Annotated in this window: 14 protein-coding genes; 3 read left to right on the forward strand and 11 right to left on the reverse strand. The window is 34.9% G+C overall.

What is annotated here, in order from left to right:
- Positions 1-24 precede the first annotated feature (24 nt).
- The 4 genes from ACZ42G_RS08725 to ACZ42G_RS08740 are packed head-to-tail and all read right to left on the reverse strand — an operon-like array spanning position 25 to position 2,347.
- Complete coding sequence (locus ACZ42G_RS08725) at positions 25-438, reverse strand: M67 family metallopeptidase (protein WP_464850101.1); 414 nt, start codon at positions 436-438, stop codon at positions 25-27.
- Positions 435-1,256 carry a HesA/MoeB/ThiF family protein gene (locus tag ACZ42G_RS08730; protein WP_464850102.1) on the reverse strand — a complete coding sequence of 274 codons (822 nt, stop codon included), beginning with the start codon at positions 1,254-1,256 and terminating at the stop codon, positions 435-437. The genes ACZ42G_RS08725 and ACZ42G_RS08730 overlap by 4 nt, the downstream gene beginning before the upstream one ends.
- A complete protein-coding gene (gene thiS, locus ACZ42G_RS08735; protein WP_013298069.1) occupies positions 1,253-1,462 on the reverse strand; it encodes a sulfur carrier protein ThiS in 210 nt (69 codons plus the stop codon). The genes ACZ42G_RS08730 and thiS overlap by 4 nt, the downstream gene beginning before the upstream one ends.
- Before the next feature lie 12 nt (positions 1,463-1,474).
- Complete coding sequence (locus ACZ42G_RS08740; RefSeq protein WP_274892881.1) at positions 1,475-2,347, reverse strand: 4Fe-4S binding protein; 873 nt, start codon at positions 2,345-2,347, stop codon at positions 1,475-1,477.
- Positions 2,348-2,540: 193 nt separating this feature from the next.
- Here ACZ42G_RS08740 and hemB point away from each other — a divergent pair, with 193 nt between their 5' ends.
- From hemB to hemL, 3 genes are read left to right on the forward strand one after another with little or no spacing between them, the layout of a single operon-like run.
- The gene (gene hemB / locus ACZ42G_RS08745) at positions 2,541-3,515 is read left to right on the forward strand and encodes a porphobilinogen synthase (protein WP_085112091.1); all 975 of its coding nucleotides are present in this window, start codon (positions 2,541-2,543) and stop codon (positions 3,513-3,515) included.
- Positions 3,497-4,084 (forward strand): precorrin-2 dehydrogenase/sirohydrochlorin ferrochelatase family protein, encoded by a 588-nt coding sequence (locus ACZ42G_RS08750; protein WP_464850104.1) that lies wholly within the window; start codon positions 3,497-3,499, stop codon positions 4,082-4,084. The genes hemB and ACZ42G_RS08750 overlap by 19 nt, the downstream gene beginning before the upstream one ends.
- Before the next feature lie 8 nt (positions 4,085-4,092).
- The gene (hemL, locus tag ACZ42G_RS08755) at positions 4,093-5,373 is read left to right on the forward strand and encodes a glutamate-1-semialdehyde 2,1-aminomutase (RefSeq protein ID WP_464850106.1); all 1,281 of its coding nucleotides are present in this window, start codon (positions 4,093-4,095) and stop codon (positions 5,371-5,373) included.
- Between the two features lie 31 nt (positions 5,374-5,404).
- Here the strand turns inward: hemL and cobA are convergent, their stop codons facing one another.
- The 7 genes from cobA to ACZ42G_RS08790 all read right to left on the reverse strand — a co-directional run bounded on the left by cobA (position 5,405) and on the right by ACZ42G_RS08790 (position 12,799).
- Entirely contained in the window at positions 5,405-6,895 is a 1,491-nt protein-coding gene (gene cobA / locus ACZ42G_RS08760) for a uroporphyrinogen-III C-methyltransferase (RefSeq protein ID WP_464850107.1), read from the reverse strand.
- The gene (gene hemC / locus ACZ42G_RS08765; RefSeq protein WP_464850109.1) at positions 6,895-7,788 is read right to left on the reverse strand and encodes a hydroxymethylbilane synthase; all 894 of its coding nucleotides are present in this window, start codon (positions 7,786-7,788) and stop codon (positions 6,895-6,897) included. Before hemC ends, cobA begins: the two co-directional genes overlap by 1 nt.
- On the reverse strand, positions 7,785-9,023 hold the full coding sequence (hemA, locus tag ACZ42G_RS08770; RefSeq protein WP_464850110.1) for a glutamyl-tRNA reductase: 1,239 nt from the start codon (positions 9,021-9,023) through the stop codon (positions 7,785-7,787). The genes hemC and hemA overlap by 4 nt, the downstream gene beginning before the upstream one ends.
- A gap of 128 nt (positions 9,024-9,151) precedes the next feature.
- Positions 9,152-9,949, reverse strand: a complete 798-nt coding sequence (locus tag ACZ42G_RS08775; protein WP_274892889.1) for an ABC transporter ATP-binding protein — start codon at positions 9,947-9,949, stop codon at positions 9,152-9,154.
- Positions 9,924-10,946, reverse strand: a complete 1,023-nt coding sequence (locus ACZ42G_RS08780; protein WP_274892890.1) for an ABC transporter ATP-binding protein — start codon at positions 10,944-10,946, stop codon at positions 9,924-9,926. Before ACZ42G_RS08780 ends, ACZ42G_RS08775 begins: the two co-directional genes overlap by 26 nt.
- A 5-nt stretch (positions 10,947-10,951) precedes the next feature.
- Entirely contained in the window at positions 10,952-11,788 is an 837-nt protein-coding gene (locus ACZ42G_RS08785) for an ABC transporter permease (RefSeq protein ID WP_085112099.1), read from the reverse strand.
- 6 nt (positions 11,789-11,794) lie between these two features.
- On the reverse strand, positions 11,795-12,799 hold the full coding sequence (locus tag ACZ42G_RS08790; protein WP_274892891.1) for an ABC transporter permease: 1,005 nt from the start codon (positions 12,797-12,799) through the stop codon (positions 11,795-11,797).
- Between the last annotated feature and the right edge of the window lie 18 nt (positions 12,800-12,817).

Below are 12,817 nucleotides of genomic sequence, written 5' to 3' on the forward strand. Positions count from 1 at the left end.
GATTATACTTCCTTTCCAAAATTTTTAATCTTCAATTAAAATATCTTCTTCATAGCTATTTCCATCCTCAATTATGAAACTCTTTAAGACAGGGTTTTCTTTGTCCATCAGTGACAATATTAAATAGCTGAGTTTACTATCAAATGCCAGTCTTTTGTCCTCTTCTGACGGCCTTGCCGGTGATTGGGGATGACTGTGGAAATTCCCGATAAGCGTAAGTTTGTTTTCTCTGAAATGCTTCAAAGCCTCAAATTGTTCTTTCGGATCCATTGAGAAGTGCTCAGGACTTCTCTCTATATTAGTCAACAAACGAATTTCCTTAACAAATTTCTTTTCACCATTTACTATTCCTGCAAGTAAGCCACATGCTTCGATAGGACTTTCTTTTTTTGCATGATTTAATATTTTTTCATAATCGTTCCTTGACAGTATTATCATTTGTGTTCCTCCTTGAGATCACACTGCGGCCCTATATAATCTATCAATTCTTTTATTGTAGGATGGTTACCACAAACTTGGCAACTTTTTCTCTTGGATATTTTTATTTTCCTAAAATCCATTTTTAACGCATCAAATGTCAATAAATAGCCTGTTAAAAGTTCACCAACTCCAAGTATATACTTTAATGCTTCTGTTGCCTGAATCGTACCAATTATCCCACCCATGACTCCAAGCACTCCTGCCTGTCTACAAGTAGGAACGGCATCCTTCGGCGGCGGATCTTGAAAAACGCATCTATAGCATGGTCCCTCACCAGGTACATATGTCATTGTTTGACCTTCAAATCTTATTATTCCGGCATGTGAAAAAGGCTTTTTTATAAGCACACAAGCATCATTTATTAAGAATTTTGCCGGGAAATTATCCGTACCATCAATTATAAAGTCGTAATCTTTATCATTTATGATGTCAATTATGTTTTTAGAGCTTATCCACTCATGATATGTTATTACATTTACATCAGGATTCATCTCGCTGATTGTCTCTTTGCCGGATACAACTTTATCTTTGCCAATGTCCTTAGTTCTATGAATTATTTGTCTTTGAAGGTTTGACAAATCCACCCTATCATAATCTACTAATCCTATTGTTCCAACACCTGCTGCCGCAAGGTACATAGCTGCTGGCGCTCCAAGGCCACCTGTCCCTACTATCAAAACCTTTGAATTTAATATTTTTTGCTGCCCCTTTGCACCAACTTCTTTTAATATAATATGACGTGAATACCTTTCTAACTGTTCATTAGAAAAATTCATCTACTTCCTCCTCCCATGTAATAAAGGAATTCAACTGTATCTCCGTCTTTTACAATTATTTTATCAAAATCATCTCTTGACAATATTTCATCGTTAAGCTGAACCGTTACATATTCTTTCATTTTAACATTTAATACATCTAACAATTCCTTTACAGTATACTCTCTGTCAATTTTTTGATCATTGCCATTTACTTTGATATTCATAAGCTACACCCCTCACTTTATATCTTCATCTTCTAAAATTTCTTTTTTGAAATTTTCCAGGCCAATTCTATTTATTGTGTCATAAAGCCTTTCTTTACTGATGCCATTACTTTTGTAAAAATTCATTGTCTTCTCAATAATGTTTGGTATTTTTTCTACATCAACAAGATCTGCAATATGGTATCCAAAGTTGTACCTTTTGCCAAACTTGCCGCCCACAAAGACTGCTACTCCGCTTCTTTTTCTCTTCCATGCATCCATTGGGCACACCCTTATGCATGAACCGCAATAAATACATTTATCATCATCTCTTACAGCAAGACCATCTTTAATCGTAATTGCTTTAACGTCACAGACGTCTGCACACAGCCCGCAACCTGTGCATAAATCCTCATTAAGTTCAGGCTCTACCTGCCCTTGAAATCCGATATCATTAAATTGAGGTTTCGTACAATTATTAGGACAACCTGAAATTCCCATCTTAAATTTATGTGGAAAACCAGGTGTTGGGAAAAACTCGTCGTCCAGTTTTTTTGCTAAACCTTGCGTATCAATTAATCCATATGGGCAAACAGTACCTTTGCAGGCTACAATCGGTCTTACTCTTGGCCCACAGCCAGCCATTGCAAGTCCAATTCTCTCAACTTCTTCTTTTGCCTCTTGTAATTTGGAGTAGTGAACCCAAGGAATCTCTATTCCCAGCCTTACTGTAAATGTGACATATCCTCTGCCGTATTTTTCAGCAAGTTCAGATACTTTTCTCATCTGTTCTGCAGTAATGTTACCTGCGACTACTCTTATTCTTATTGAATAGTAATCTTTTTGCTTTTGTTTAATGAATCCACCATCTTTTAATGTTTTTACTAAATCATCATTGAAAATCATCTTATCCTCCTTTAATTCACAGTAAATAGATATGAATTTGTGTATTTCTTTTTTTATAATTTAACACATCGTTTTATTAATGTCAATCCAATTTAAATTGAATTGCTAAACATAATTTTGAAAAATTAGCCATGTACATCAAACAAAAAGTGATATAATAATTTATAAATAAAATGTTTAGTGAGGTGTCGCTATGGAATTGCTAAAAAGGCCAAGAAGGCTTAGAACAAATGAAGTTATAAGAAGGATGGTAAAGGAAACGTCTATAAGCGTAGATGATTTGATATACCCTATGTTTGTCGTACCTGGTGAAAATATAAAAGAAGAAATTGAGGCAATGCCTGGAGTCTATCGTTATTCTGTAGACAACCTCGTAAAAGAGGTTAAAGAAGTATATGATTTAAGAATACCCGCCGTACTGCTTTTTGGCATACCATCAAATAAAGATGAATTAGGTTCTGAAGCATATGATGATGATGGAATCATACAAAAAGCTGTAAAATCTATAAAAGAGTCAATTCCGCAAATGATTGTTATAACTGATGTATGTATGTGTGAGTATACAAGCCATGGTCATTGTGGAATTGTAAGAGACGGCTATGTACAAAATGATGAGACAGTTTCATACATAGCAAAAATAGCATTGTCACACGTCAAGGCAGGTGCGGACATCGTGGCACCTTCTGACATGATGGATGGACGTGTAAAAGCAATAAGAGATGTTTTAGATAAAAATGGTTATGTAAATACGCCAATAATATCCTACAGTGCTAAATATGCGTCGTCATTCTATGGTCCTTTCAGAGAAGCAGCCAATTCAGCACCTCAATTTGGAGATAGGAAGTCATACCAAATGGATCCTGCAAACTCTAATGAGGCTTTAAGAGAAATCTCACTTGACATAGAGGAAGGTGCTGACATAATAATGGTTAAACCTGCACTGCCGTATCTCGATATAATAAGAAGAGCAAAAGACACCTTCAATATCCCAATCGCAGCATACAATGTAAGCGGTGAATACTCAATGATAAAAGCCGCATCTCATATGGGTTATATAGACGAAAAATCTACAGTTTTGGAATCACTAACTGGAATAAAAAGAGCAGGCGCCGATATCATAATAACGTACTTTGCTAAGGATGTTGCAAAATGGCTTACTATCCTATAATGTTGAATATCGCAAATAAAAAATGCCTTGTTGTAGGCGGAGGTAATATAGCTTACAGAAAGATATTGTATTTACTTGAATTTGGTGCAACTGTCACAGTATTATCATCATCTTTTATAGATGAGATTTTGGAACTGCCTAAAAGTCATAAAGTCAAATTGGTAAAACGAAATTATCAAAAAAATGATGTTGATAATTACTTTTTAGTTGTTGTAGCAACAAATGATAAATTTATAAACAAAGAGATTTCGGATGAATGTAAGAAAAAAAACATACTTGTAAATGTCGTTGACGATAAAGAGCTTTCTACATTTATAGTTCCTTCTGTCATGAGAAAGGGTGATCTCACTATATCAATATCAACAAATGGTAAAAGTCCTTTATTAGCAAAGCGAATAAAAGAAATGCTTGACAACATGTTTGAAGATGATGTTGAAAATCTAATTGCTGAGCTAAGCAATGTGCGAGAGAAACTTAAAACAATTCCAATTTCAATGGAAGAAAAAATAAGATTATACGATGACATTATAAATAAGTACAATATTTTGAAAGGAAATGATAAAAAATGAGTTATGAAATGTCAAAAACTTTTTTTGAAAAAGCTAAAACTCTCATGCCTGGTGGTGTAAATAGCCCTGTAAGAGCGTTTAAATCTGTTGGAATAAATCCACCGTTTATAAAAAGAGGATATGGCAGCCATATAGAAGATGTAGATGGAAACACGTATATAGATTATGTTCTCTCGTGGGGTCCACTTATACTTGGTCATTGTAATCCTCGCATAGTCAATGCTTTAAAAAATCAGTTGGAAAATGGCACAAGTTTCGGAGCTTGCACTGTGGCAGAAGTCAAATTAGCCGAAAAAATAAAAAAGGCTGTTCCATCAGTTGAAGTCATAAGGATGGTAAATTCGGGCACAGAAGCTACAATGAGCGCTATACGATTAGCTCGTGGATATACTGGAAGGGATATCATAGTGAAATTTGAGGGGTGCTACCACGGCCATTCCGATGGTCTTCTCATTAAGGCAGGATCCGGCGCTCTTACATTTGGAACACCTGATTCAAAAGGCGTAACAAATGAAACTGCTAAAAACACCATAATAGCAAAGTATAATGACAGTGATTTGATTGTAGATGTATTTAAAAAATACGGAGAAAGTATCGCCGCGGTTATTGTTGAACCTATTGCAGGAAACATGGGAACTATTCCACCAAAAGAAGGATTTTTGAAGACTTTGCGAGAAGTCACAGAGTCATATGGTTCACTTCTAATATTCGACGAGGTTATGACTGGATTTAGAGTATCTTTTTCATGTGCTCAAGGGCTATACGGTATTAATCCGGATATAACCACATTTGGAAAAATTATTGGAGGTGGCTTGCCTGTTGGTGCTTATGGTGGAAAAGAGGATATTATGAGGATGATCTCCCCAGATGGTCCTGTTTATCAAGCAGGTACATTATCTGGCAATCCACTTGCAATGGTGGCCGGTTACGAAACATTGAATGTATTATCAGAAGACCCTTCTATCTATGATGAATTGGATAAAAAAGCTGATAAACTATGCAGAGGTTTAAAGAATAGCATGGAACAAAATGGAATAGATATTAAAATAAATCGCGTCGGTACAATGATGTGCATGTTTTTCACCGATAATGATGTATACGACTTTGAAACAGCTACTAAATCAAACACTGATTTATTTGCAAAATACTTTAAAGCCATGTTAAAGAGAGGCATTTATTTGCCACCGTCTCAGTATGAAACTTTTTTCCTCTCCACTGCACATACAGATGAAGATATTGACAAAACAATTGAAGCAAGCTTTGAAGCAGCAAAAGAAATTTCAGCGTAGTAAATTATACGTTAAAGCGCGAAGATATCTCTCATGCTTCGCGCTTTAATATCTCTTTAATCAAGTTTTCAAATGTGTAAGTATTTGGAATTATATCAACTTTAAAACCATTTCTTTCTATTGATTCTTTCGTCACAGGTCCTATTGCGGCTATTTTTGCATCTCTTAAGTAAGACATATCATCTCCTAATATTAAAGACATGTAGTTAAATGTTGATGTGCTTGTAAATATTGCCATATCAATACCCTTTTTAATTTCATTTATTAATTTATCTTTTATTTCATAATTTGGGGTATTTTTATACGCCACAATCTTATCTAAAAAGGCGATATCTTTAAGATTGTCTATAAGCACATCACCGCCTATATCAGAAGTCAAGAGTGCAACTTTCCCCTTTATTGGAATGTTTTTAAGCTTATCTGCTAAAGCCTTTGAAGTATATTCTTCAGGTACAATATCGGGATATATATGCATCTCGTTTAAAGCTTCATTCGTTTTGTCACCAATGGCTGCAATCTTTAATCTGTACAATCTTCTCACATCAAATTTCATCATATCTATAGCATTTTCAAAGGCTTTGACTCCATTTTTGCTGGCAAAGATGAGATATTCATAATCATTAACGTTATCAATAAGTTTTATGACGTTATCTATCTGATAAATTATCTTGATAGTCGGACATATTACAACATCCGCACCATTATCGCATAGTTCATCGATTGCATCAGAATTCAAATTAGAATCACTTGTCAGAAGAATTCTTTTCCCAAAAAGTCGTTTCTTTTCAAACCAATTAAGCTTTTCACTCATGTTTACAACTTTTCCAACAACTATTATTGCTGGATTGTGGATACCTTCCTTGAATGATTTATACGCTATTTCCGATAGAGTACCATTTACAGATTTCTGTTTAGGCGTTGTCCCGTTCATTATTACAGCAGCAGGCATATCTTTAGACATGCCATTTTCGATCAATTTGTTTGCTATAAACTTGATGTTTTTCATGCCCATCAAAAAGACAAGTGTACCATTAAGCTTCGAAAGCACTTTCCAATCCAAGTTTTCTAATTTGTCATCTGCTTCATGGCCTGTTATGACATGGAACGATGAACTTAAATTTCTATGCGTTATAGGAATACCTGCATAAGTTAAAACAGCTACAGCAGAGGTAATTCCCGGAATCACTTCAAACGGTATGCCCTTACCATAAAGATACTCACCTTCTTCACCACCTCTTCCAAAAACGTATGGATCTCCACCTTTTAAGCGCACTACGACATTGCCCTCTAAAGCCTTTTCTGCTATTATCTCATTTATCCTCCATTGCGGCACTTTATGTGAATCAGGCATCTTTCCAACATCTATAAACTCAGCACCATCTTTAGCCATCGCAAGTATGCTGTCATTTATCAACCTGTCATATACAATCACATCTGCTTTTTTTATCGCTTCAATTGCCTTTAATGTAATAAGATCTACATCTCCTGGCCCTGCACCTACTAAATAAACAAAACCTGCCATCATAAACCTCCAATTTTTTTAACTATAGCTTCACCAATACTTTCAATGTCTTTAACAAATCCAGTTTCTTTAAATTTAAGCAGTTTGCCATCTTTGTAGTACGAAATCCATATTGAAATCAGTTCTTCATTTCCAATTTTCTTGTATTCAGAGTATACGCCTAAAGGTATTTTGCAATTTCCACCAAGCTTCTTCATTATTTTCCTCTCTACAGAAGATTCAAAAAAAGTCTTTACATCAAGAAGCATTGGGTATATTTCAAAAAATTCACTTTCAAAATCCACTCTTACTTCCACAGCCAATATACCTTGGCACGGCGCCGGTACAATCAAGTCAACAGGAAAATAATCCTTCACTAATTTATCAAGTCCAAGCCTCTTTATACCTGCAGCAGCTAAGACTATTCCATCTAAAATCAATTCATCCATCTTTCTTATCCTCGTAGCAATATTGCCTCGTATAGGAACTATCTCAATATCGGGTCTTAAATTTTTAAGCTGTACACTTCTCCTTAAGCTGCTTGTGCCGACTTTTGCATTTTCTCTTAAATCAATAAATCTTCCATTGTTTGAAATAAAAACGTCACGGGAATCCTCTCTTTTAAAAACAGGCAAAAGTTTCAACCCTTCAGGTATTTCAAAAGGCATATCTTTCATGCTATGGACAGCCATATCAATTTCATTATTCATCAAAGCATCTTCGATTTCCTTAATAAAAAGGCCCTTACCACCTATTTCACTTAAAGATACCTCATTAACAATGTCTCCTTTTGTGGTTATCTTAATTATTTCAAACTCCAAATCAGGCTTATATTTCTTTATTTCATTTATGATTATTAATGTCTGCGTCAAAGCTAATTCGCTTCCACGAGTTCCAACTCTTACCTTTTTCATGTTTTCACTTCGCTCCCATCAATGCAAAACGATACTTCGTCCATAATTAAAGCATCATCCTTCAGGTGCTTTATCATTACGTTAGCCATTTTTTCAGCTACTCTCTTAAGAGATATTTTAATATTTTCCTTGTCTTTGTCAGTCATTTTTTCCAACTTCTTTGCAAGCCTATCAAACTCACTGTCACAAACCTCGTTAGAATAAATGTTTATCTTTTTAATATGCGGTTCAACTTTTATGGCTTTAAACCAATTGTTAAATTCATTTACTCCTTCTAATACTATTTCTTCAGCTTTTCTAATGGCATTTAATTGTTCTATTCTGTTTTCTTCAGCAATTCTTTTAAGATCGTCAATCGAATAAAGCTTGACACCAGGGATTCCGCCTATCTTAGGATCAATGTCTCTCGGCAGTGCAATATCAACCATGCAAATCTGTTTGCCATTGTAGAAGCTATAAAATTTATCATAAGAGATAGTATAATGCGGCGCATTTGTAGCGCTTATCACTATGTCGCTTTTGGCAATCTGCTCATATTTGTCTGAATAAGGAACAAGCTGAATCTCTGGCATCTCTGATTTTAATTTCTGTGCTTTTGAATATGTTCTATTTGACACAAATACATTGACACCTTTTAAAATAAGATTCCTTATTGCAATCTTGCCCATTTCACCTGTACCTATTACAAAGGCATTTTTTCCTTTTAAATCTTTAAATACACTTTCTACAAATTTTACCGCAATATGACTTATAGATGATGAATAATTTTTTAATCCCGTTTCTGTCCGTACCTTTTTCCCTATGGAAATGGCATCCCTAAAAAGCTTGTTTAATATCTTCCCTGAAGCTCTGTTTTCTTGAGAAGTCATCAACGATTCTTTTACTTGACCTAATATCTGGTCCTCGCCTAAAACCATAGATTCCAATCCACTGGCAACTCTAAATATGTGCTCAACTGTTTTTAATCCTGATATACAGTAAAAATAATTTCTAAATCCGCCATCCAAATTAAAATGCCTTATATAGAAGTCTATTATATCTTCAAAGCTTTTAGATTCTGAAAAAAAATATATCTCGCTTCTATGGCAAGTTGAAAGTATTGCTGCTTCATCTAAATCATTTTTCTTTAATACATTTAAAGCAACATCAACATCTTTATTAAATGCTACTCTTTCCCTAATTTCAATTGGTGTGTTTTGATCTATTCCCACCATCTTTATGTCATCAACATTCATACAACTCAACTTCTTTCTTGATGTAAATTTACATTTATACGCTAATCATAATTTTAACACAAAAATCATCTTTTTAAAAAGCTAAAAAAACATGCTCCAAAATAGGAACATGTTTTTAATTACCATTTTTATATGGCCCATTTGCTTTCTATTTTGGGCACATCTCCAATCAAATGCTTTGTGTAGTCCTCTTTAGGATTTAATATGACATCATCGGGCAAACCTTCCTCGACAAATCTACCTTCTTTCATAACGTATATTTTGTCAGAAACATAGTATGCAAGACCTATATCATGTGTTATAAAAACAACAGTAGTGCCAATTTCATCTTTTAATTTCATCAGTGCATCTAGTATGCTGGCTCTCGAGCAAGCATCGATCATAGATGTAGGTTCATCAGCTATGACAAGACTGGGTTTTATCAACAAAACACGAGCTATCATAAGCCTTTGCATTTGACCGCCTGAAAGCTCAAAAGGATATTTATTGTATATTTCATCAAATCTTAAATTTACAAAGCTTAAAGCTTCTTCAATTAACTTACGCTCTTCACCTTTATTTAATTTGACGTCTATCAATTTCATGCAGTCTAGCAGTACATTATTTACCTTTCTAAATATATTAAAAGAAGAAAAAGGATCTTGAAAAATAGGTTGTACATTTCTCCAATATTCAATCCTTTTCTTTTTAGTTCTCAAATCAATAAGATTCTCTTTAAAAAATATTTTGCCGTCTGTTGGCACTGTCAAACCTAATATCATTTTTGCTAATGTAGTCTTTCCACTGCCGCTTTCACCGACAATTGATATTATTTCACTGCTATTAAAATCAAAATTCACATGATCAACAGCCACAACTCTTTTTCTCTTGTCAGCAAAAACTTTAGTCACATCTCTCCCGCTAAGTAGTGGCAGACTTTTTGCCATCCTCATACATCTCCTTAAGCTCATCTATTTCAAAAGCGCATCTGTAATTTCTTGGACCATGACTTTTTAAATTTATCTTTTCGCTCTTACATTCATCTTTTGCAAATTGGCACCGCTCAAAAAATCTGCATCCATTTAATTTTGATTTTAAGTTTGGAGGAGCACCAGTTATAACTGCTAGTTTTTTCCCTTTAATGCCTTTCTCAGGGACGATTATCGAGTTCATAAGTCCATGTGAATAAGGATGAATTGGATCAAATATAACTTCTTCTGCTTTTCCAGATTCAACTATCTCTCCAGCGTACATTACCAAGATTTCATCTGCAATATTGTAAAGTAATGGCAATTCATGCGTTATAAATATCATCGCTTTTATAAATCCTCTTTTTATTAAATCCTTTAAAAGTTTTATGACTATTTTCTGAGATGTAACATCCAACGCAGATGTAGGTTCATCTGCAACCAGAATTCCAGGATTAAGGATTGTGGAGATGGCTATAACTGTTCTCTGTTTCATACCACCTGAAAGTTCTATAGGATACCTTTGAAGCACATCTTTAGGCAAATTAAGTGTTTCAAATCTCTCTTCAGCAATCCTTTTTATCTCATTAAATGATATTCCTTTTATATGCTCTTTCATAACATCTGCTACAAGATTTATTATTTTTTGTGTAGGATTCAGAGCATTCATGGCTGCTTGTGGTATATACGCTATTTCTTTTCCAAGAATTCTTTCCCTTAACTGATTATATGGTAATTTAGCAATATCAATTCCGTTTATGTAAACTGCACCACTTTCATAAAAAAGTGGTGGATGATAATATCCCATAATACTCATGGCTAATGTAGATTTGCCACTTCCGCTTTCTCCTGCGATACCTAAACATTTTCCACTCTCCAAATTAAAGGACACATCATCTACAGCAATAATCCTTTCATTGAACCTTGTTTTATATACGCTTTTTAAATTTTTAACCTGCAATAAAATTTCAGCCATAATTATTAACTCCTTATCTGTGGATTAAATACTTGGTCAAGGCCTGTATTCATCAAATTAAGAGAAAATGTAATAAGCGCAATCATCAATACTGGCGGTACAAAAGCCCACCATGCCCCGCTCATATGTGCCTCATACATGGTAGCCCAATTTAACATAAGTCCAAGCGTCACAGTATTTTGCGGACCAAGCCCCAACATTGATATAGTCGCTTCTGAAAGGATTCCTGACGCAACTTGAAGTATAAATGCCATGCCTACATAAGATGCAATATAAGGCAATATCTCCATTACAATAATCTTCGGTACGCTATACCCTGAAACCTTTGCAAGATTCACATGATCCCGATTTCGAAGGGATATTGTCTGTGCCCTTACAGCTCGCGCAGTCCACGGCCAACTCGTAAATCCGATCACCAATGCTGTTGTCAAAAACGATCTTGAACTTATGCTTACAGATATTAAAACAAGAATAATAAATGATGGAATTACAATAAAAATATTTGTGACAGATGATAAAATGTTATCTGCCAATCCTCCTAAATACCCTCCTGATAGACCTATAATAAGGCCTATGCATGTGGCTATTGCTCCAGCTAAAATTCCTATAATCAATGAAGTTTTTCCTCCAGCAATCAACTCAACTAATTCATTTCGCCCGAAATTATCTGCGCCTAATGGCAGATTCGCTCCCGGAGGCTGAAACATTGTGTAATTCATCTTTAATGGATCTTCTTTGTTTAATAAAGGAAAAATAACAATACATAAAAGCAATAAAGCAAAGATAGCTACTCCCACATCGAACTTGCCCGATTTAAAAATCATCTTAAAATTACCATTCATGCTTCATCACTCCCGTTGTGACACTTTTATTCTTGGATCTATCAACCCATACACAATGTCTATCAAAAAATTTGCTACAAGAACTCCTGTAGTAATCAAAAGTGTACACCCTGATATAAGAGGAAAGTCCTGCGCCGCAATTGCATTAAAAAGTACAGAACCCAAACCAGGATAGCTAAAGACAATTTCCGTAATAAGAGCACCCCCCACCATCGTGCCTAAAGAAAGCGCTAAACCCGTTATCTGAGGCAAAACCGCATTTTTGAAGACGTACTTGACAATCTTTGAATCTCTAAGTCCTAACAATCTACAATACTTAACATAATCTGCGTTAAGCTCGTAAATCGACATTTCCCTCATGCCAAGTGACTGACCCCCAATGCCCACTAATACAATTGACCAAAATGGAAGTTGATAATGCTGTAAAACAGATAGGAAAAATGAAAAAGTAGGACTTGGAATCATGTCAAACGCATATCCACCGCTGGCTGGCGCTATTTTTAATGCCACTGCAAACAGCCACACCATTACAATGGCAAATCCAAATGAAGGTATACAACTTATAAATAAAAAAACTGGAAATAAAATTCTATCAAATCCTTTTTTTACATAAGCAGCCAGAACCCCTAAAACATTGCCAAGAATCCAACTTACGATTATTGCCGGCAATTGAAGTCCTATCGTCCATACAATTGAACTTGCTAAAATATCTGTAACTTTCCTCGGATACTGGCCAAAAGAAGTACCCATGTTGCCATGAAACAAGTTTGATACATATATCATAAATTGCTCCCAAATAGGTTTATTTAGTCCAAACTCTTTTTCAAATGTTTCATAAACCCGTTTGATTGAATTTGTGTCTGCCATACCGCTTGTAATTTTTGAGACAATGGTTGATACCGGATTACCCGGTATCAACCTTGGCAATAGAAAGTTCAGAAATACGGCTACTACAAAAGTTAGGACATACCACGCAATTTTGCTTGTCATATATTTTCTATAACTTTTCACCTTAAACTCTCCTCTATT

This window comes from Thermoanaerobacterium calidifontis (genome assembly GCF_055381745.1).